Source organism: Rhodoplanes sp. Z2-YC6860, assembly GCF_001579845.1.
GTDB lineage: Bacteria > Pseudomonadota > Alphaproteobacteria > Rhizobiales > Xanthobacteraceae > Z2-YC6860.
In genome coordinates, this window is the sequence record NZ_CP007440.1 from 4,580,900 (window position 1) to 4,600,240 (window position 19,341).

The following is a 19,341-nucleotide window of genomic DNA, read 5'->3' on the forward strand; positions in this document are numbered from 1 at the left end:
CCGCCATGGTCCGCGCGAGGCACCGATGGACGCATCTCTTCTTCCCAACGCCACAGTCGAGGTGCGCAGCGCGCGCTTCGGCAACGCCTTGCCGCTTTCGCTGATCGCCGGCCCCTGCCAGATGGAAAGCCGCGCTCATGCTCTGGAGATGGCAACGGCGCTGAAGGAAATCGCGGCGCGGCTCAAGATCGGCCTCGTCTACAAGACATCATTCGACAAGGCGAACCGCACCTCGGCCAAAAGCGCGCGAGGCTTGGGCCTCGATCAGGCGCTGCCGGTGTTCGCCGAAATCCGCTCCAGCCTCGGCCTGCCGGTGCTCACCGACGTGCACGAGATCGAGCAATGCGCCCGCGCGGCGCAAGCTGTCGACGTGCTGCAAATCCCCGCGTTCCTCTGCCGGCAGACCGATCTGCTGATCGCAGCGGCGAGCACCGACAAGACCGTCAACGTCAAGAAAGGCCAGTTCCTCGCGCCCTGGGACATGAAGAACGTGGTGGCCAAGATCACCGGCGCGGGCAACCGCAACGTGCTGGTGACCGAGCGCGGCGCTTCGTTCGGCTACAACACGCTCGTGTCCGACATGCGCGCGCTGCCCATTCTGGCCCGCGACACCGGCGCGCCGGTGATCTTCGACGCCACCCATTCGGTGCAGCAGCCGGGCGGGCAGGGCACCTCATCGGGCGGCGAGCGCGAATTCGTGCCGGTGCTCGCCCGCGCCGCGGTCGCGGTCGGCGTTGCCGGCGTGTTCATCGAGACTCATCAGGATCCCGACAAGGCGCCGTCCGACGGGCCCAATATGGTGCCGCTGCGAGACCTCGAGGCGCTGCTGCGCCGGCTGATCGCCTTCGATAAGCTTGCGAAGTCAGACGATGCGAGCCAGGGCAAGGTCTGACGACGGACGAGGCCTGCCATCACTCCACTTCTGAAAATCGTCGCTCTGGTCGTTTTCGCCCAGACGATCTTCACCCGCGCGGTCGATCCGGTCATTCCGATGATCGCGACAGACCTCGCGATCGACGTGAAGACCGCGGCGCTGCTCTCGACTGCCTTCGCGTTTCCTTATGCGCTGGTGCAGCCGCTCCTCGGCATCACCGCCGACTTTCTCGGCAAGACCCGCCTGATGAACATCTGCGTGCTGGTGATGGCGCTCGCTTCGCTGGTCTGCGCGATTTCGTCGAGCTTCCCGGTTCTGGTTGCGATGCGGGTGGTCGCGGGCCTGGTCGCGGGCGGCGTGTTTCCTGTGGCGATGGCCCTGGTTGGCGATCTCGTGCCAATCAATCAGCGCCAGGTCGCGATCGCGCGGCTCCTCGGCATTGCGCTGACCGCCAACGTGCTCGGCGCATCGGTCGCGGGCGTGATCGGCGACCTGTTCGGCTGGCGCGGCGTGTTCGCCATTCTCGGCACGTTCTCGCTGCTGGTCGCGCTGTCGGCGTTCTTCGCCTTCCGCAACTTCGTCCAGCCCAAGCCGCAGCCGTTCAACCGCGCCGCCGTGGCCGCAAATTTCCGCGACATCCTTTCTGACCCACGCGCCAAATTCTGCTTCGGCGCGGTGTTCCTGGAGGCGCTCTTCATCCACGGCCTGTTTCCCTACATCGGCCTGCTGCTTCGGGAGATCGGCGAGACCCGGGCTTCGATTGCGGGCCTTCTGATTGCCTGCTTCGCGATCGGCGGCATCGGCTACTCACTGACCGCCCAGCACGTGGTCGCGCGCGTATCGGACCGCAAGCTGATGCTGCTCGGCGGCACTCTGGCCGGCAGCTGCCTTGCACTCATGGCGTTTCACTTTTCCTGGCAAGTGCAGATCGCGATTTTCACGGTGTTCGGCCTGGGCTTCTATCTGCTGCACAGCTGCATCCAGGTCCACGTCACCGATCTGTCGCAAACCGCACGGGGCGCCGCAGCCTCGCTGCATTCGTCGTCGTTCTATTTCGGTCAGGCGATCGGCCCGGTGGTCTATGGCTTCGGCTTTGCGCATGGCGGCCCGGAGCCGACGATTCTGTTCGGCGCGCTGGTGGTGTTCGGTGTCGGCATCATGTGCTGGCGGTTCCTGCGCCGGAAAACGTGAACGGGCGTCAGGCTGGATAGGAGGGTTGCGCAATCCGGCCTAGCGCGGGCGGCGCTGCCATTGTTCAAAGCGCGCCAATGAATCGCACCTTCAACATTATCGGCTTCCTGGTTTTCGCCTCGTCATTGAGTGTTCGGACCATCGACCCGGTGGTGCCGCAAATAGCGGCAGATCTCGGAATCTCGCCAACCACGGCAGCCATGCTCACCGCAGGCTTTGCGGCCTACGGCCTCGCACAGCCCGTGCTCGGTCCGATCGCCGACGCCTTTGGCAAGGCGCGGATCATGACCATTTGCCTGCTGCTGCTGGCGGTCTCATCGTTTCTGTCGGCCATCGTCACCGACTTCTGGCTGCTGTTTGCGCTCCGCGTTGTCTCCGGCGCTGCTTGCGGCGGCAGCTTCCCTGTGGCCATGGCGATCATTTCGGACCTTGTGCCGCTCGCGCAGCGCCAGGTGGCGATCGGGCGGCTTCTGGCTGCCACTATTTCGGGCAACCTTCTCGGCGCCGCCGTCTCCGGCGTGGTCGCCGACTTCATCCACTGGCGCAGCATGTTCGTCGGCTTGGGCGTGATCAGCGTTGCCGCGACGCTGCTCGGCATCTACGGCCTGCGCGACCTGCCGCCCAGCGAGCCGCAGCCGCTCGACGTGCGCTCGGTGCTCGCGCGCAACCGCGCGATCTTCGCGATCCGCGCGGCTCGCATCTGTTACGGCACCGTGGCGTTGGAAGCGCTGTTCCTGTTCGGCATCTTTCCATATGTCTCGGTTCTGCTCGCCAAAAGCGGCGAGCCGCGCGCGTCGATTGCGGGACTTGTGGTCGCGGCCTTCGCGGTCGGCGGCATGGTCTATTCGCTCAGCGTCCGGCGTCTGCTCCAGATCCTCGGCCAGAAGCAGATCATGATGGCGGGCGGACTGTTCGCAGCGCTGGGCCTCGCCATCGTCGCCACCAGCCCGCCGTGGCAGGTGCAGGCGGTCGCCTTCGCCGTGATGGGGCTCGGGTTCTACATGCTCCACGCCAGCATCCAGGTTTACGTCACCGAGTTCGCGCCCGCAGCGCGCAGCTCGGCGGTGGCGTTCCACACATTCTCGTTCTTCATCGGCGGCGGTATCAGCCCGGTGGCCTATGGCATCGGCCTCGAGCGGCTCGGGACCGGCATCACGCTGTCGATCGCGGCGGCCGCGATGGTGCTGATCGGGATCGTCAGCGCGCAGCTTCTGGTGAAGCCGCGTCCGACTTAGCCGCGTCCGCGATAAGGCGGGACGCCCTGGTCCGGCACCCAGACCCCGCCCGGCAGCTTGCCGGTCTGCCAGTAGATATCGATCGGGATGCCGCCGCGCGGATACCAGTAGCCGCCGATCCGGAGCCACTTGGGCTTGAGCAGGCCTGCGATCCGCTTGCCGATGCCGACCGTGCAGTCCTCGTGGAATGCGCCGGTGTTGCGGAAGCTCGCGAGATAAAGCTTCAGCGACTTCGACTCCAAAAGCCATTTCCCGGGCGCGTAGTCGATCACGAAATGGGCGAAATCCGGCTGGCCCGTGATCGGGCACATGCAGGTGAACTCAGGCGCGGTGAAACGCGACACATAGTCGGTGTCCGGATGCGGGTTCGGCACACGGTCGAGCACGGCCTCCTCGGGCGAGGCGGGCTGTGGCACCGGCCGGCCGAGCAGCAACGGACCGTCGGAGGTCTGGGCTTTGCGAGACTTTGGACTGCGAGGCATCGCGCTATGAGTAACCGATCGGCAACCGCGGGCAAGCAAATCCGGCCCATGTCACGCCCGCGTCACGCCCGCATCACTGCGGCGTGTGATACTATAAATTTACAACCAGGGCTCATCTCATGCCAGTCATTGCTCTGATCCTCAGCACCCTGTTTTTCTGGGCGATCTACTGGTTCTTCCGCATGGGCGGCCTGGAACACATCCAGCAGGCGAGGGCTCAGCGCCGCGATGCCGAGCGCAAACGCAAGGCGCTGGAAAGCCAGCGCAGTGCGCCCATGCAGGCTGTCGACGATCCGCGCGACGCCGCGCTTGTTCTGATGCTGTTGATCGCGCGCAATTCGGATGCGCCGAGCCGCGAGCAGTACGCGGCGATCGAGGACCACGCGCGCCGTGTGTTCGGCTTCGAGCACGATCTTGCCGAGCGCATGACCCACGCGCGCTTCGTGGCAAGCCGCGCCGAAAGTTTCGAACAGGCGTTCGGTCTGTTCGGCAACCTGTTTCGCGCGCGGCTGACCGAGGCCGAGCGCCGCGAACTGGTCGACATGGTCGAGGCCATCGCCACCCTCGACGGGCCCTCGGAGCCGCAGCGCGACGCCATCGACACGCTGAGACGACGCTTCGCGACAGCCTGAGCCGGCACCCTTTTCGCCTGCGGTTTGATCCTGTAGAAGCCCCGCATTGCCTTGCGGACTCCGGGAGTATCATGACCGCCATCACCGACATCATCGCCCGCGAAATTCTCGACAGCCGCGGCAATCCGACCGTCGAAGTCGACGTGATTCTGGAAGACGGCACCCTCGGCCGTGCTGCGGTACCGTCGGGCGCCTCGACCGGCGCCCACGAGGCCGTCGAACTCCGCGACAACGACAAGGGCCGCTATCTCGGCAAGGGCGTGCAGAAGGCGGTCCAGGCGGTCGACAACGAGATTTTCGACGCCATCGGCGGCATGGAGGCCGAGGACCAGGCCAAGATCGACGAGACGCTGATCGCGCTCGACGGCACGCCGAACAAGGCCCGTCTCGGCGCCAACGCCATCCTCGGCATCTCGCTGGCGGTCGCCAAGGCCGCGGCCGCGGCCAACCGCATGCCGCTCTACCGCTATGTCGGCGGCACCCAGGCGCGTGTCCTGCCGGTGCCGATGATGAACATCGTCAACGGCGGCGTGCATGCCGACAACCCGATCGACTTCCAGGAATTCATGATCATGCCGGTCGGCGCCGAGACCTTCTCGGAGGGCCTGCGCATGGGCGTCGAGGTGTTCCAGACCTTGAAGAAGCTCCTGCATGACGCCGGCCTCAACACCAATGTCGGCGACGAGGGTGGCTTCGCGCCGAATTTGCAATCGGCCGAAGAGGCGCTGGGCCTGGTCATGAAGGCCATCGAGCAGGCCGGCTACAAGCCCGGCGACCAGATCGTGATCGCGCTCGACCCTGCCTCAACCGAATTCTTCAAGAGCGGCTATTATGTCTATGAAGGCGAAGGAAAAACCCGCTCCAAGGAAGAGCAGGCGAAGTACCTTGCCGACCTGACGGCGCGCTACCCGATCGCCTCCATCGAGGACGGCATGGCCGAGGACGATTTCGACGGCTGGAAGCTCGTGACCGACATGATCGGCCGGACCTGCCAGCTGGTCGGCGACGATCTCATGGTGACCAACGTCGAGCGGCTGAACGACTGCATCAAGCAGGGCATCGGCAACTCGATCCTGGTCAAGGTCAACCAGATCGGCACGCTGACCGAGGCGCTGGCCGCGGTCGAGACGGCGCACAAGGCGGGCTACACCGCCGTGATGTCGCACCGCTCCGGCGAGACCGAGGATTCGACCATCGCCGATCTCGCGGTCGCGACGAATTGCGGTCAGATCAAGACCGGCTCGGTCGCGCGGTCGGATCGCACCGCCAAGTACAATCAGCTCCTGCGCATCGAGCAGGAGCTCGGCGCCCAGGCCAGATATCTCGGCAAGAGCGCGCTCAAGGCGTTCCGCCGCGGCCGGTGAGGCGCGAGTTACCGCAAAGGTAACCCGCCTTTAACGCGGATCACTTCAATTGGGGGGATGGTCTCTCGCCGCAAGCTGCGAACCATCCTGACGACGCTCGGCCTGTACGCAGGCAGCGCGGTGGTGATCGCGTATTTCTTCACCAACGCCTACAGCGGCAACCATGGCCTGCGCGCCCAGCAGGACCTCGACCAGCAGCATGCCATGCTGAACGAGGAACTCGGCCAGCTCAAAAAGGAGCGCGCCGTCTGGCAGCGCCGCGTCAAATTGCTCAAGTCCGAGAGCATCGATCCCGACATGCTGGACGAGCGGGTCCGGGCCGGACTGAACTACCTTGATCCGCGCGATCTGATCCTGATGGTCAAGCACCCGTAGCGGCTTTACTGATCGTCGTCCCGTCGGATCGAACGGCCGTCTGGGTGCAGCGCAAATCATGTGCTGCCTCAATCATTTGCTCACAGCAACCTGACCTGTGCGTGGGGCTGTCGCAAGCTTTCACGCCGCACTAAATTACGCTATGGACTGAAACGCCGTCGACCGACGGCGACTTGCCCGAGGAGAGCCATGGCCGCCGCCACAAATTCGGCGCAGCCCGCCGCTGCGCGTCCTTCCAGCGATCCGTCCGTTGCGGGCGCTGGCCACAACGCGCGCCCGCCTGCGGACCTCAACAAGGACCAGGAGCTTGCCGCCTATCGCGACATGCTGCTGATCCGCCGCTTCGAGGAGAAGGCCGGCCAGATGTACGGCATGGGCCTCATCGGCGGCTTCTGCCACCTCTATATCGGCCAGGAGGCCGTGGTGGTCGGCATGCAGATGGTGCTGAAGCCAGGCGACGGCATCATCACCGGGTATCGCGATCACGGCCACATGCTGGCCTGCGGCATGGATGCCAAGGGCGTCATGGCCGAGCTGACCGGACGGAGCCACGGCTATTCCCGCGGCAAGGGCGGCTCGATGCACATGTTCTCGCACGAGAAGGGCTTCTACGGCGGCCACGGCATTGTCGCCGCCCAGGTGCCGCTCGGCACGGGTCTGGCTTTCGCCAGCAAGTACCGCGGCAACGACAACCTCTCGCTGACCTATTTCGGCGATGGCGCATCCAACCAGGGCCAGGTCTATGAGAGCTTCAACATGGCGAAGCTCTGGAACCTGCCGGTGATCTACATCATCGAGAACAACCAGTACGCCATGGGCACCTCGCTCAAGCGCGCCTCGGCCACCACGGACCTGTCGCAGCGCGGCGCGGCCCATGGCATTCCCGGCGAGCAGGTCGACGGCATGGACGTGCGCGCCGTGAAGGCGGCGGCCGACCACGCGTCGCAATGGTGCCGCGGCGGCAACGGCCCGATCATCCTCGAGATGCTGACCTACCGCTATCGCGGCCATTCGATGTCCGACCCTGCGAAGTACCGCACCCGCGAGGAGGTCGAGAAGGTGCGCACCGAGCACGACCCGATCGAGCAGGTGCGGCAGCGGCTCATCCAGAAGAAATGGGCGAACGAAGACGAACTCAAGAAGGTCGACGCCAAGGTGCGCGAGACCGTCAACGAGGCCGCCGAGTTTGCCACCCACGATCCCGAGCCCGATCCTTCGGAGCTCTACACCGACATTTACGCGTAAAGCTGCGCTCTCAAGGATTCCGGTTCGATGGCGATCCAAGTATTGATGCCTGCCCTGTCTCCGACCATGGAGAAGGGCAACCTTGCCAAGTGGATCAAGCATGAGGGCGACAAGGTCAAATCCGGCGACGTGATCGCCGAGATCGAGACCGACAAAGCCACCATGGAGGTCGAGGCGGTCGACGAAGGCACGCTCGGCAAGATCCTCGTTCCCGAAGGCACCGCCGACGTTGCGGTCAACACGCCGATCGCGGTGATCCTGGGCGACGGCGAGGATGCGTCCACGGCCGGAGCCACACAGCCGCAGAAAGCCGCCGAACCGGCGCCGCCCGCCAAGCAGGACGCGAAGCCGGCGTCTGTGCCGGCCGAGCCGAAGCCGGCAGCGGCAGCACCGCCGCAGCCGCAAGCCGCGCTTGAGCCCGACGTGCCGGCCGGCACCGAGATGATCACCATGACGGTGCGCGAAGCGCTGCGCGACGCCATGGCCGAGGAGATGCGCCGTGACGGCACGGTGTTCGTGATGGGCGAGGAGGTCGCCGAGTATCAGGGCGCCTACAAGGTCACCCAAGGATTGCTTCAGGAGTTCGGCGCGCAGCGCGTGGTCGACACGCCGATCACCGAGCACGGCTTTGCCGGCTTGGGCGTCGGCGCGGCGCTCGCCGGCCTCAAGCCGATCGTCGAGTTCATGACCTTCAACTTCGCCATGCAGGCGATGGACCAGATCATCAATTCCGCGGCCAAGACCCGCTACATGTCGGGCGGCCAGATGGGCAGCTCGATCGTGTTCCGCGGCCCGAACGGCGCGGCGGCCCGCGTCGCCGCTCAGCACAGCCAGGATTACTCGTCCTGGTACTCGCATATCCCGGGCCTCAAGGTGATCGCGCCTTACACCGCGAGCGACGCCAAAGGTCTGCTCAAGGCCGCGATCCGCGATCCCAATCCGATCATCTTCCTGGAAAACGAAATCCTCTACGGTCACAGCTTCCCGGTGCCGAAGCTCGACGATTTCGTGCTGCCGATCGGCAAGGCGAAGATCGCCCGGCCCGGCAAGGACGTTACCATCGTGTCGTTCTCCATGGGCATGAGCTATGCGCTGAAGGGCGCGGAAGAGCTCGCCAAGGAGGGCATCGACGCGGAGGTCATCGACCTTCGCACCATCCGCCCGATGGACACCGAGACCATCGTGGAGTCGGTGAAGAAGACCGGCCGCATCGTCACCGTCGAGGAGGGCTGGCCGCAGTCCGGTGTCGGCGCCGAGATCGCGGTGCGCATCATGGAGCACGCCTTCGATTATCTCGATGCGCCGGTGACGCGTGTGACCGGCAAGGACGTGCCGATGCCTTATGCGGCCAATCTCGAGAAGCTTGCGCTGCCGAGCGTCGCCGACGTGGTGCAGGCCGCGAAAGCGGTTCTCTATCGGTAGCGTCCGAAGGAACGCGAGCACGGGACGCGAGCGATGGCCAGCGGCAGCAAAGAACCGCAAGTCTATCAGGCGCTGGCGCTGCCGGAGCAGGCGCTGGAAAACGGCGGCGTGGAAATCCTGCGCCTCGGCATCATCGATGACGAGCTTTATGTCTCGGCGCTGCCGGCGTTCAAGGCGCCAGCGCAATGGGGCGAGGTGCTGGCCGAAGCCACGCAGCGGCTCGGCGCGATCTATGCCGCGCAGAAGACCGGGCTGAGCAAGAAGGACGTCACGGTCCAGATCGCCGAGGCTTATGTGACCGAACTCGGCGCGAGCCCCTTGAAGGCCAAGGCCGTCACGAAATCCAAGCCGACCAAATCCAGAACGCCAACCAAATCCAGAACAGCCGCAAAGCCCGCGGCTCGTCGCAAGAAACGCTGAAGGGCGGGACGCCATGCCGATCAACATCCTCATGCCGGCGCTGTCTCCGACGATGGAGAAGGGCAACCTCGCCAAGTGGCTCAAGCGCGAAGGTGAGAAGGTCAAGTCCGGCGACATCATCGCCGAGATCGAGACCGACAAGGCCACCATGGAGGTCGAGGCGGTCGACGAGGGCACGATCGCTAAGATCGTGGTGCCGGATGGCACCGCCGACGTGCCGGTCAATCAGGTCATCGCCGTGCTGGCCGGCGAGGGCGAAGATCCCAAGGCCGCCGCCGCAAGCGCCGGCTCGGCAGCACCTGCACCGAAGCCGCAGGCCGCGGCTCCTGCCGCCCAGGCTCCGGCACCGGCCAAAGCCGAAGCGCCGAAGCCCGCGGCTGCACCCGCCGCCGCGCCGGCAGCCCCTGCACCGCAGCCGGCCGCACAGCCGAGCGGCGGCCGCGTGTTCGCTTCGCCGCTCGCGAAGCGGCTCGCCAAGGACGCCGGTATCGACGTTTCGCGTATCGCGGGCTCAGGCCCGCACGGCCGCGTCATCGCCCGCGATATCGACGCGGCGAAGTCGGGCCAGGGGCTCAAGCCCGCCGCCGGTGCGCCCGCCGCCGCGCCAGCGCCGGCAGCCGCTCCGTCCGTCGCACCGACGATGTCGGACCAGCAGGTCCGCGCGCTGTTCGAGGAGGGCAGTTACGAGGTCGTGCCGCATGACGGCATGCGCCGCACCATTGCTCAGAGATTGACGCAGTCGACACAGACCATTCCGCATTTCTACCTGACGATCGACTGCAACATCGGCAAGCTTCTGGCCGCCCGCGAGGAGATCAACGCGGCTGCTCACAAGGACAAGGACGGCAAGCCCGCCTACAAGCTTTCGGTCAACGACTTCGTCATCAAGGCGCTGGCGGTGGCGTTGCAGCGCGTGCCTGACGCCAACGTGAGCTGGACCGACAGCGGCATGCTCAAGCACAAGCATTCCGACGTCGGCGTCGCCGTCGCAATGCCGGGCGGCCTGATCACCCCGATCATCCGCAATGCCGAGAGCAAATCGCTCTCCACCATCTCCGGCGAGATGAAGGATTTCGCCGCGCGCGCCCGGGCGCGCAAGCTCAAGCCACACGAATACCAGGGCGGCACCACGGCGGTGTCGAACCTCGGCATGTACGGCATCAAGGACTTCACCGCGGTGATCAACCCGCCGCACGCCACGATCCTCGCGGTCGGTACTGGCGAGGAGCGTGCGATCGTCAAGAACGGCAAGATCGAAGCCGCGCACATCATGAGCGTGACGTTGTCCTGCGATCATCGTGCGGTCGACGGCGCGCTCGGCGCGGAGCTGATCGGCGCGTTCAAGACGCTGATCGAAAACCCGCTGATGATGGCGGTCTAACAGGCGGCGCCGCGCGCCGTTTCGGAGCGTCCCATGGCCGCGGCTTTCGCCTTCCTTGGGATCTTTCTGACCTCCCTGATCGTGGCAGAGCTCGCCGCGCTGTCGCTCGGCGACTTTTTTGGCGCCAACGACGAGTTCGTGGTGGTGCTGGCCGTGGTCGCGGCCTTCACGATGCTGTCCGGTGCGGTCTTTGCGGTCGGTTACACAAACTTGAAGCAGGCCAGGGCGCTGAACTGGGTCGCGGTTCTGCTGGCGTTGCTCGTTGTCGCCGCTGTCGCGGCACCGGGGCTGGTCGGCTGGATCGCCAACTTCTCGACGAATCCGTTCACGGTCGGCGAGGAGGAAGCCTCGATCGCGTTCGAGCTCGCGGTCCCCGCGCTGCTCGCCATTCTGGTGCAATGGGGGCTTGTGCGGCGGCGCTATCTGCAAGTCACGGGCGAGGACGATCTCACCCGCTGGCCCTGGGTCACCACCGTCATCGCCGCCTTTGCTCTGCTCAGTCCTTTGGGCCTCACCTTCGTGCTGGCAAGCTTCAAGCGGACCGACATGATGTGGGCTTTCATGGCCTCCGTGACGGCCGGGACGGTCGCCACATTGGCTGTGATGGCGGGCGTCGAATACTATATCAGGGGCCGCCTCGTGCGCCGGCGCGGGCCGTTCACGCCGCCGGCCGCGGGCCTGCAAGCAGGCGCCCACAGAGCTTGATCATACGGACCTGAAGAAAAACGGAGACTGACGTGGCAGACGCCTTCGACATCATCATCATCGGTTCAGGTCCGGGGGGCTATGTCACGGCCATCCGCGCGGCGCAGCTTGGCTTCAAGACTGCGATCATCGAGCGCGACTATCTCGGCGGCATCTGCCTGAACTGGGGCTGCATCCCGACCAAGGCGCTGCTGCGCTCGGCCGAAATCTTCCACTACATGAAGCACGCCAAGGACTATGGCCTGTCCGCCGACAATGTCAGCTTCGATCCCGCTGCGGTGGTGAAGCGCTCTCGCGGCGTCGCTGGCCGCATGGGCACGGGCGTCGCCTTCCTGATGAAGAAGAACAAGGTGCCGGTGATCTGGGGCGATGCCACCATCGACGCGCCCGGCAAGGTCACCGTGAAGGCCAGCAAGACGCCGGCGCCGAAGGACGCGCTCGGCCCGGGCACTTATACCGCCAAGCACATCATCATCGCGACCGGCGCGAGGCCACGCGTGCTGCCGGGGCTCGAGCCCGACAAGAAGCTGGTCTGGACCTATTTTGAGGCAATGAACCCGGACAAGATGCCGAAGTCGCTTCTGGTCGTAGGCTCAGGCGCCATCGGCATCGAGTTCGCGTCGTTCTACCGCACACTCGGCGCCGAGGTGACCGTGGTCGAGGTGCTGCCGCAGATCCTGCCGGTGGAAGATGCCGAGATCGCGGCCTTCGCCCGGAAGTCGTTCGAGAAGCAGGGCATCAAGATCCTCACCGGCGCCAAGGTGACCAAGCTCGACAAGGGCGCCGACAGCGTCACCGCCACCATCGACGACGGCAAGGGCGGCACGCAGAAAATGACGGTCGACCGCGTGATCTCCGCCGTGGGCGTGGTCGGCAATGTCGAGAACCTCGGCCTGGAAAAGCTCGGCGTGAAGATCGAGCGCGGGACGATTGCGATCGACGGTGTCTGCAAGACCAACGTGCCAGGAATTTACGCGATCGGCGACGTCGCCGGCCCGCCGATGCTCGCCCACAAGGCCGAGCATGAGGGCGTGATCTGCGTCGAAGCCATCAAGGGCTTGCACCCGCATCCGATGGACAAGCTGATGATCCCGGGCTGCACCTATTGCCATCCGCAGGTCGCGTCGGTGGGCCTCACCGAGCAAGCCGCGAAAGACAAGAAATACGACATCCGCGTCGGCCATTTCCCCTTCATCGGCAACGGCAAGGCCGTGGCGCTCGGCGAGGACCAGGGCATGGTCAAGACCATCTTCGACAAGAAGACCGGGCAGCTCCTGGGCGCGCACATGGTCGGTGCCGAAGTGACCGAGCTCATCCAGGGCTTCGTGGTCGCGATGAACCTCGAGACTACAGAGGAAGAGCTGATGCACACGGTGTTCCCGCATCCGACCTTGTCGGAGATGATGAAGGAGTCTGTGCTCGACGCTTACGGCCGCGTGCTGAACATGTGACGTCGGCGCGATCCAGCGCCGCGCTCGTCAGGTCCGGTCGCGGTGCGAAATTTCCACCACGCGCGCTCGCCGGGCGAGTTCCTCCACCAGCGCGTCGGCCGCCGCTCGATTGTTGGGGTCGAGATTGGCGTCCCATTCGTCGAGCAGATAGATCGGCGCGTCGGTAAACCGCACGATTTCCTGCAGGGCGCGGAGCTGCCGCTCGCCCGAGGAGAATCCAGGCCGCTTCGCGTCGCTCTGCGGCAGCGGATCGCCGTCCTCGTCGGTCTCGACCTCGTCCTCGCCTTGCGCGAACGCAAAGGACAGCCGGTCCGCCGTGGGCCAATAATAGGCACGGTTCTTCACTGCCGATTTGAGGCTCGTGAGCAGCGTCGACTTGCCGGCGCCGTTCGGCCCGCGCACGTTGATCCGCCCGGTGGGATGCGACAGCACGAGGCTCATGGCATCGTCGAGCTTCGCGACCGTAACGGCGTTGCCGCCTTCGCGGAGCGTCAATTTTTCGATCTTGACGCGGTTGTCGAAGTCCGGATCGGGCTGCGGATGGAAGCTCTCGGTCACGCCGGTGAGGCGGGCCCACTGCGCCAGCAGATCGTTCCAGCCCGACGTGAAGGTGTGCACGTCCTTGGTCATTTCGATCTGCCGCGGCAAGGTCGCGGCGAGCGCGATCATGACCTCGAGATTGCCGACATCCCGGTAGGCGATCATCGCCATGGCGGCAAAGACGATCGCGAGCCCCACGATGCCGCTTGCGGCGCTCAAGCCCTCCTTGGTGACGACCGCCTTGATCTGCGCGTCGAGACCGCCGCGAAGCTTGGTCTTGAAGCCGTCGAGCCAGAGCCTGAGATTGTAGCGGTTGCCGGTGAAGACGTTGTCCCAGGCGGTATAGCCCTGCGCCGTCATCCGGTTGGTCGTGCGCTGATTTTCCAGATAGGCCTCGGACACCCGCTTGCGCATGGACCACTGCATCGAAAACAGCACCACGAGCACCGCCGCATAGGCGAGCGGCAGCGTCGCGTCGATCTGCGTGCCGAGAACGATGGCATTGAGAATGAGCGCCAGAAGAATGCGCAGGTCACCCTCGATCTCATAGAGCAGATGGAAATAGACGTAGAAGGTCTCGCCGGTCAGGAACGGCTCGACCCGCTCGCGGGCGTCCTTGTCGCCCAGCAGCTTGGTCTTCTCGCGGTTGTCGCGGGCAAAGCGCAGCACATAGCGGCCGTAGGCCAGAAAGCCGGTGCGCTCGGCGAAAATCCAGCTCGACGCACCGACGATGTAGGCGGCCGATTCCGAGGCCAGAATCGTCAGGAGATCGCCGATGACGAAATGCCCCCGGGCCACGTCGCGGCCGGCCTCGATGACCAGGAACGTCGTCACCGCGTGCAGCGAGGCCTCGACCGTCATCAGGCCCAGCATGATGTAGAACGGCCCGCAGAGCATCAAACGTGCGAGTTCAAGCGGTTTTAACGGTTGTCCTGTCATGGGTGCAGCTTAGCTGAAATCGCCTGATTCCGCGCCAAATGTGCCATCCGGGATAAGCAGTTGCGGCAGGGGCTTGGGGTTCGTAAGTATCGGGTCAGATGACCGTCGTGCTCGACCATACCGCGGGGCGTCCCCGCCACCCTGAAAAGGCGCACCGGCCGGACAGCGCCGTGCAGCGCAAGCCGGACTGGATTCGCGTCAAGGCGCCGGTGTCCAAGGGGTACCTTTCGACCAGCGCCATCGTCCGCGAGAACGGCCTGCACACGGTCTGCGAGGAGGCCGGCTGCCCCAACATCGGCGAGTGCTGGGACAAGAAGCACGCCACCTTCATGATCATGGGCGACACCTGCACGCGGGCCTGCGCCTTCTGCAACGTCAAGACCGGATTGCCCGGCGCGCTCGACCCGCATGAGCCGGTGCATGTGGCGGAAGCCACCGCCAAGCTCGGGCTCCATCACGTGGTGATCACCTCGGTCGACCGCGATGACCTGCCGGACGGCGGCGCAGCGCATTTCGCCGAGACCATCACCGCGATCCGCGCCCGATGCCCGAGCACCACGATCGAAATCCTGACGCCGGACTTTCTCCGCAAGGACGACGCCCTGGAGCCCGTGGTCGCGGCCAGGCCCGACGTGTTCAACCACAATCTCGAAACCGTGCCGTCGCTTTATCTGACGGTCCGGCCCGGCGCGCGCTATTTCGCTTCATTGCGGCTTCTGCAGCGGGTCAAAGAGCTTGATCCGAAGATGTTCACCAAGTCCGGCATCATGGTCGGCCTGGGTGAGGAGCGGAACGAGATTCTCCAGGTGATGGATGATCTGCGCTCGGCCGGCGTCGACTTCCTCACCATCGGCCAGTACCTGCAGCCGACCCGGAAACACCATCCGGTGATGCGCTTCATGCCGCCCGAGGAGTTCAAGCAACTCGAGACGGTCGCTTACGCCAAGGGCTTCCTGATGGTCGCAGCGTCGCCGCTCACGCGTTCGTCGCATCACGCCGGCGAGGATTTCGCCCGCCTCAAGGCCGCGCGCGGCGCATGAGCCCGCACAGCTGACAGCCGCATGCCGACATTTTCGACCAAGCGGCGCGTTCGCCATTCGGCCTCCGACATGTTCGACCTGGTGGCCGACGTCGAGCACTATCCGGAATTCGTGCCGATGTGCAGCGGCCTGAAAGTGCGGCAGCGGACACCGAATGGCGAGGGCGTGGAGGTGATCGTCGCCGACATGACCGTGTCGTTCAAGCTGATCCGCGAGACATTCAGGAGCCGCGTCACGCTGGAACGGCCCAAGCTGAAGATCCTGGTGGAGTATCTGCAGGGTCCGTTCAGCCGGATGCAGAACCATTGGTCGTTCGTGCCTGCGGGCGAAGCCGCCTGCGATGTCGAGTTCTACATCGACTACGAATTCAAGAGCCGCATGCTTGGCGTCCTGATGGGCGGCATGTTCGACGTGGCGTTCCGCCGCTTTGCGAGCGCCTTCGAGCAGCGCGCCGACAAGGTGTACGGGCGCAAGATCGCCTGAGCGCGAGGCTCACTCTCTCCCGGCCTCATGGTGAGGAGCTTGCCGGAGCGAAGCACCGGCAAGCGTCTCGAACCATGGGGCCGCCCCATCCTTCGAGACGCGGTGCTACGCACCGCTCCTCAGGATGAGGCGGGGAGGGAGCTGGAGCCCCGGCGCAGTTACTTCTTCATCTCCGGCAACACCGGCAGCTTGTCGATGTCGCGGGCGTCGTGCTGGATGATGATCTGCGCCTTCAAATTCGCGGCGATCTTCTTGAGGCGCTCGACCGAGGCCACGGTCTGGGCGCGATCGTAGTTGAACGCCGGCGCGCCGTCCGTATCCAGGTTCTCGCGGAAGTGCACGGCATCGCCGCTGAGAATGATATTACCCGAGGCGAGCTTCACCAGCAGGGCCTGATGACCGGGCGTGTGACCCGGCGTGCGCAGCACGATCACCGAGCCATCGCCGAACACGTCCTTGTCGAGCGTCTGCGGCTCGACCTTGCTGTCGCCCTTGATCCAGCTCTCGAACGGTTTGAAGTTCACGCCTTCGGCAGGCTTCGGCGCCGTGATCGCTTCCCATTCTCTCGCGCCAATCAGCAACGTCGCCTTTGGGAACGACGCCACCTGTCCGGTGTGATCGCCGTGGTAGTGGCTGATGCCGACATACTTGATCTGGTCGGGCGTGACGTTGATCTTGGCCAGCTGGTCGACAATGCTCACCTTCGGCGCCACGTTCGGCGTGGTCATGGCATGGCCGGTGTCCCACAGCAGGTATTCGTCGCCGTGCTTCACGATATAGCAGCTGTAGACGAACTGAAGCTTCAGATCAGGAAACGCATAGGTGTCCGAGAACCGCTGATTGACGGCGATCGGCGCCTGCGGCGTACCGCAGTCGAGGCGGCCGAGCGACATGTCCGCCGCTTGGGCAGACGCTGCAAGGGTGAGAGTGCCGGCGCAGGCGGCGAGCAGGGTCAGTATCCGACGCATTGAAGTCCTCCCAATAAAATTTGACGGACGCGCGCTTCGAATTTGCGCGATGCAGAAACCGTAGCGGCGCGCAGAATACACACACCGGAGAGGCCGCGTAATTCCCCTGTCTCGCCATTTCGCCAAGTCCAGGCAGATGCTAGCCTCGGCCCTACCGACATCCGGCCAAAGAGCCGGAGCTGGGGAGGACGTCCGATGAAAGAGCTGATCAAGCAATATCTTGATGACGGCCTGTCGCGCCGCAAGCTGATGACCGGCTTGAGCGCGCTCGGCATGAGCAGCGTGGCGGTGAAATCCATGGCGCAGTCGCTTGCGCCGTTCGGACAGGCGGCGACTGCACCGCCCGCAGCGGTGCGCGAGATGCGCGGCACCGGCGGCGCGCTGTTCATACAGCAGCTCAAGGCCGCCGGCGTCGAATATATCTTTTTCAATCCATCGACCGGCGATTACCCGATCTTCGATGCGCTGGTCGATGAGCCCGGCATCCAGCTCATCAAGGGCATTCACGAAGGCGCCGTGATCGCCATGGCCGACGGCTATGCGCGCGCCTCGGGCAAGACCGGCGTCGTCATCGTCGCCAACATCGGTCTGCCCAATGCCATGACGCAGATGATCAACAGCTGGAAGGATCAGATCCCGCTGCTGGTCGCCGTCGCCTCGGTCGAGCAGGACGGGCTCGGCGGCGACATGTTCCAGGACTCCGACCACTCCGAGACGATGACGCAGCCGATCACCAAGTGGTATTGGCAGGCGCTGACCACCGCGTCGATCCCGGCGACCGTCCGGCGCGGCATGAAGTTCGCGTCGACGCCGCCCTGCGGCCCGGTGTTCCTCTCGCTGCCGACCAACGTGCTGCGCGAGCAGGCCACCGCCGGCATCTGGGATCATGCGAAGTTCGATGTGCCGATGCGCATCCGCCCCGACAAGGAGTCGGTCGAGAAGGCGGCCCGCGCGCTGATCGAAGCCAAGAATCCGATGATCAGCATCGGCGACGAACTGACCTGGTGCCGCGCCGGCAAGGAGGTCGTCGCGCTCGCCGAACTGCTCGGAATTCCGGTCGCCGGCCAATACGGCCCGCTGGGCTACTGGTCGCGGCCGTTCCCGACACGGCATCCGCTCTATATCGGGCCGCATCTGCGCGACATGCGCTATCCCGGCAAGCCCGACGTGCTGCTCAATCTCGGCAACCGCCACGGCGAGCGCAGCGCGCCCGGCACGATGCTGATCTCGATCCGGCTCGATCCGACAAGTCTGGCGCGCTCCGCGCCGGTCGATCTCGGCATGGTGGCCGATCTGAAGCTCGCGGCGGCCGACATCGCCGATGCGGTCCGCAGCATGACGACCGAGACCCGGCGCAAAGAGATCGCCGAGGAGCGCACTGCGCGCGCCCGCGCATACAGCAGCGAGATGTGGGAGCTGCGCCAGAAGATCGCGCGTGAGAATGCCGACCGCAATCCGGTGAGCCTGGAGCGCCTTGCGCTTGAGCTCGAAGGCACGCTCGAGCGCGACACCTGTTATGTCTGCGACGTCGACTCCGGCAAGACCATGGACCCGCTGATGTCGTTCGGCGGCGACGACAAGCAGTACATCGGCACGAGCCCGAGCATTCTCGGCTGGGGCATGGCTGCGGCCTTCGGCGTCAAGCTCGCCAGGCCCGATCTGCCAGTGATTTCCATCGTGGGCGACGGCAGTTTCTGCTTCAGCGGTCCGCAGCCGTTGTGGAGTCAGGCGCGTTACAAGGCGCCGGTGCTCAACATCGTGCTGAACAACCACAGCTACAACAACGAGCGCAACCGCATCTGGCACTATGGCGGCCGCCAGTTCCAGACCGGACGCGACATGACCTGCTATCTCGGCAATCCGGACATCGACTACGCCAAGTCGGCGCAAGCGTTCGGCGTTGACGGCGAGGTCGTGAAAGAGCCCGGCGCGCTCAAGGACGCGGTCGCGCGCGGCAGGCGCGCAGTCGCGGAGGGCAGGCCGTATCTCCTCGATATCCACACGTATCGCGACGGCATCGGCGCGGTGTCGACGTGGCATCCGCCATACTCCGTGGCCGACAAGCGCACGAGGAAAGTCTGATGCGGCGTATCGTGCTTTTGGCAGCCGTCTTTGCCGCGTCTGCGGTTGCGACGTCCGCGCGAGCGCAGAACGCGCCAGCGCTGCCGGCCGGCGATGGCCGCGACATCGTCGCGGTCGCCTGCACGCAATGCCATGCGCTGACGCCGCTCGTCGGCATGCGTGATGGGCCGAACGGATGGAAGCGCCATGTCTACAATATGGTGCTCCGCGGCGCGCAGCTTCCGCCACGCGACGTCGAAACCGTGCTCGCATATCTCAACACCAACTTCGGCCCGGGACAGTCGCTGCCACCCGCAAAGCCGGTCACGCTTCCGGCGGGCGCCGGCAAGGAGCTGGTCGAAACGCGCTGCACGCTCTGCCACGACCTCGAGCGCGTCACCGCGGCCAAGCGCTCAAAGCGCGACTGGCCCGGCGTCGTCGCCAACATGTTCGATCGGTTCGGACTTTCGGCGCCGGACGAGGCCAGCGCGATCTCGGGCTATCTCGCGGCGAACTATGGCAGCGACTGAGCG

19 protein-coding genes are annotated in these 19,341 nt (G+C 65.2%); 16 read left to right on the plus strand and 3 right to left on the minus strand.

Annotated features, from left to right (window positions below):
• The first annotated feature begins 25 nt into the window (after window positions 1-25).
• From kdsA to RHPLAN_RS21290, 3 genes are all read left to right on the plus strand, one after another.
• Window positions 26-892, plus strand: coding sequence for a 3-deoxy-8-phosphooctulonate synthase (gene kdsA, locus RHPLAN_RS21280; protein ID WP_068021633.1), 867 nt, complete (start codon window positions 26-28; stop codon window positions 890-892).
• Between the two features lie 45 nt (window positions 893-937).
• Window positions 938-2,065, plus strand: coding sequence for an MFS transporter (locus RHPLAN_RS21285; protein WP_257730501.1), 1,128 nt, complete (start codon window positions 938-940; stop codon window positions 2,063-2,065).
• A gap of 77 nt (window positions 2,066-2,142) precedes the next feature.
• Window positions 2,143-3,300 (plus strand): MFS transporter, encoded by a 1,158-nt coding sequence (locus tag RHPLAN_RS21290; RefSeq protein WP_068021638.1) that lies wholly within the window; start codon window positions 2,143-2,145, stop codon window positions 3,298-3,300.
• Here RHPLAN_RS21290 and queF read toward each other — a convergent pair.
• Complete coding sequence (gene queF, locus RHPLAN_RS21295) at window positions 3,297-3,782, minus strand: preQ(1) synthase (protein ID WP_068021641.1); 486 nt, start codon at window positions 3,780-3,782, stop codon at window positions 3,297-3,299. The genes RHPLAN_RS21290 and queF overlap by 4 nt on opposite strands.
• Window positions 3,783-3,964: 182 nt before the next feature.
• Here queF and RHPLAN_RS21300 point away from each other — a divergent pair, with 182 nt between their 5' ends.
• The 9 genes from RHPLAN_RS21300 to lpdA all read left to right on the plus strand — a co-directional run bounded on the left by RHPLAN_RS21300 (window position 3,965) and on the right by lpdA (window position 12,777).
• Entirely contained in the window at window positions 3,965-4,414 is a 450-nt protein-coding gene (locus RHPLAN_RS21300; RefSeq protein WP_157100396.1) for a TerB family tellurite resistance protein, read from the plus strand.
• 71 nt (window positions 4,415-4,485) lie between these two features.
• On the plus strand, window positions 4,486-5,778 hold the full coding sequence (gene eno / locus RHPLAN_RS21305; protein ID WP_068021646.1) for a phosphopyruvate hydratase: 1,293 nt from the start codon (window positions 4,486-4,488) through the stop codon (window positions 5,776-5,778).
• 57 nt (window positions 5,779-5,835) lie between these two features.
• On the plus strand, window positions 5,836-6,153 hold the full coding sequence (locus RHPLAN_RS21310; RefSeq protein ID WP_068021648.1) for an FtsB family cell division protein: 318 nt from the start codon (window positions 5,836-5,838) through the stop codon (window positions 6,151-6,153).
• A 189-nt stretch (window positions 6,154-6,342) separates the two neighbouring features.
• Window positions 6,343-7,398 carry a pyruvate dehydrogenase (acetyl-transferring) E1 component subunit alpha gene (gene pdhA, locus RHPLAN_RS21315; RefSeq protein WP_068021650.1) on the plus strand — a complete coding sequence of 352 codons (1,056 nt, stop codon included), beginning with the start codon at window positions 6,343-6,345 and terminating at the stop codon, window positions 7,396-7,398.
• 27 nt (window positions 7,399-7,425) lie between these two features.
• The gene (locus tag RHPLAN_RS21320) at window positions 7,426-8,820 is read left to right on the plus strand and encodes a pyruvate dehydrogenase complex E1 component subunit beta (protein ID WP_068021652.1); all 1,395 of its coding nucleotides are present in this window, start codon (window positions 7,426-7,428) and stop codon (window positions 8,818-8,820) included.
• Window positions 8,821-8,853: 33 nt separating this feature from the next.
• A complete protein-coding gene (locus tag RHPLAN_RS21325) occupies window positions 8,854-9,240 on the plus strand; it encodes a DUF5076 domain-containing protein (RefSeq protein ID WP_068021654.1) in 387 nt (128 codons plus the stop codon).
• A gap of 13 nt (window positions 9,241-9,253) precedes the next feature.
• A complete protein-coding gene (locus RHPLAN_RS21330; RefSeq protein ID WP_068021656.1) occupies window positions 9,254-10,621 on the plus strand; it encodes a pyruvate dehydrogenase complex dihydrolipoamide acetyltransferase in 1,368 nt (455 codons plus the stop codon).
• Window positions 10,622-10,654: 33 nt separating this feature from the next.
• Window positions 10,655-11,326, plus strand: coding sequence for a hypothetical protein (locus tag RHPLAN_RS21335; RefSeq protein WP_068021658.1), 672 nt, complete (start codon window positions 10,655-10,657; stop codon window positions 11,324-11,326).
• Window positions 11,327-11,358: 32 nt separating this feature from the next.
• Window positions 11,359-12,777: a dihydrolipoyl dehydrogenase gene (lpdA, locus tag RHPLAN_RS21340; RefSeq protein WP_068021660.1), complete on the plus strand. Its 1,419-nt coding sequence runs from the start codon at window positions 11,359-11,361 to the stop codon at window positions 12,775-12,777.
• A 27-nt stretch (window positions 12,778-12,804) separates the two neighbouring features.
• Here lpdA and RHPLAN_RS21345 read toward each other — a convergent pair whose 3' ends face one another.
• Window positions 12,805-14,256: an AAA family ATPase gene (locus RHPLAN_RS21345; protein ID WP_068021662.1), complete on the minus strand. Its 1,452-nt coding sequence runs from the start codon at window positions 14,254-14,256 to the stop codon at window positions 12,805-12,807.
• A 98-nt stretch (window positions 14,257-14,354) separates the two neighbouring features.
• On the opposite strand from RHPLAN_RS21345, the gene lipA reads away from it, so the two are divergent.
• The gene (gene lipA / locus RHPLAN_RS21350; RefSeq protein ID WP_068021664.1) at window positions 14,355-15,296 is read left to right on the plus strand and encodes a lipoyl synthase; all 942 of its coding nucleotides are present in this window, start codon (window positions 14,355-14,357) and stop codon (window positions 15,294-15,296) included.
• 21 nt (window positions 15,297-15,317) lie between these two features.
• Window positions 15,318-15,779 carry a type II toxin-antitoxin system RatA family toxin gene (locus RHPLAN_RS21355; protein WP_068021666.1) on the plus strand — a complete coding sequence of 154 codons (462 nt, stop codon included), beginning with the start codon at window positions 15,318-15,320 and terminating at the stop codon, window positions 15,777-15,779.
• A 158-nt stretch (window positions 15,780-15,937) separates the two neighbouring features.
• Here the strand turns inward: RHPLAN_RS21355 and RHPLAN_RS21360 are convergent, their stop codons facing one another.
• A complete protein-coding gene (locus RHPLAN_RS21360; protein ID WP_068021667.1) occupies window positions 15,938-16,747 on the minus strand; it encodes an N-acyl homoserine lactonase family protein in 810 nt (269 codons plus the stop codon).
• A gap of 195 nt (window positions 16,748-16,942) precedes the next feature.
• Between RHPLAN_RS21360 and RHPLAN_RS21365 the strand changes: the two genes are divergently transcribed.
• Complete coding sequence (locus RHPLAN_RS21365; RefSeq protein WP_068021669.1) at window positions 16,943-18,829, plus strand: thiamine pyrophosphate-binding protein; 1,887 nt, start codon at window positions 16,943-16,945, stop codon at window positions 18,827-18,829.
• Window positions 18,829-19,338 carry a hypothetical protein gene (locus RHPLAN_RS21370; RefSeq protein WP_068021672.1) on the plus strand — a complete coding sequence of 170 codons (510 nt, stop codon included), beginning with the start codon at window positions 18,829-18,831 and terminating at the stop codon, window positions 19,336-19,338. Before RHPLAN_RS21365 ends, RHPLAN_RS21370 begins: the two co-directional genes overlap by 1 nt.
• Window positions 19,339-19,341 lie beyond the last annotated feature (3 nt).

Excerpts from the sequence above, each read along its gene's own strand:
- RHPLAN_RS21335 (WP_068021658.1), top strand. The coding sequence starts at position 10,655 with ATGGCCGCGGCTTTCGCCTTCCTTGGGATCTTTCTGACCTCCCTGATC.
- RHPLAN_RS21310 (WP_068021648.1), top strand. The coding sequence starts at position 5,836 with ATGGTCTCTCGCCGCAAGCTGCGAACCATCCTGACGACGCTCGGCCTG.
- RHPLAN_RS21355 (WP_068021666.1), top strand. The coding sequence starts at position 15,318 with ATGCCGACATTTTCGACCAAGCGGCGCGTTCGCCATTCGGCCTCCGAC.
- RHPLAN_RS21370 (WP_068021672.1), top strand. The coding sequence starts at position 18,829 with ATGCGGCGTATCGTGCTTTTGGCAGCCGTCTTTGCCGCGTCTGCGGTT.
- RHPLAN_RS21330 (WP_068021656.1), top strand. The coding sequence starts at position 9,254 with ATGCCGATCAACATCCTCATGCCGGCGCTGTCTCCGACGATGGAGAAG.
- eno (WP_068021646.1), top strand. The coding sequence starts at position 4,486 with ATGACCGCCATCACCGACATCATCGCCCGCGAAATTCTCGACAGCCGC.
- queF (WP_068021641.1), bottom strand. The coding sequence starts at position 3,782 with ATGCCTCGCAGTCCAAAGTCTCGCAAAGCCCAGACCTCCGACGGTCCG.
- pdhA (WP_068021650.1), top strand. The coding sequence starts at position 6,343 with ATGGCCGCCGCCACAAATTCGGCGCAGCCCGCCGCTGCGCGTCCTTCC.
- lipA (WP_068021664.1), top strand. The coding sequence starts at position 14,355 with ATGACCGTCGTGCTCGACCATACCGCGGGGCGTCCCCGCCACCCTGAA.
- RHPLAN_RS21345 (WP_068021662.1), bottom strand. The coding sequence starts at position 14,256 with ATGACAGGACAACCGTTAAAACCGCTTGAACTCGCACGTTTGATGCTC.
- kdsA (WP_068021633.1), top strand. The coding sequence starts at position 26 with ATGGACGCATCTCTTCTTCCCAACGCCACAGTCGAGGTGCGCAGCGCG.
- RHPLAN_RS21300 (WP_157100396.1), top strand. The coding sequence starts at position 3,965 with ATGGGCGGCCTGGAACACATCCAGCAGGCGAGGGCTCAGCGCCGCGAT.
- RHPLAN_RS21365 (WP_068021669.1), top strand. The coding sequence starts at position 16,943 with ATGAAAGAGCTGATCAAGCAATATCTTGATGACGGCCTGTCGCGCCGC.
- RHPLAN_RS21320 (WP_068021652.1), top strand. The coding sequence starts at position 7,426 with ATGGCGATCCAAGTATTGATGCCTGCCCTGTCTCCGACCATGGAGAAG.
- RHPLAN_RS21290 (WP_068021638.1), top strand. The coding sequence starts at position 2,143 with ATGAATCGCACCTTCAACATTATCGGCTTCCTGGTTTTCGCCTCGTCA.
- RHPLAN_RS21325 (WP_068021654.1), top strand. The coding sequence starts at position 8,854 with ATGGCCAGCGGCAGCAAAGAACCGCAAGTCTATCAGGCGCTGGCGCTG.
- RHPLAN_RS21360 (WP_068021667.1), bottom strand. The coding sequence starts at position 16,747 with ATGCGTCGGATACTGACCCTGCTCGCCGCCTGCGCCGGCACTCTCACC.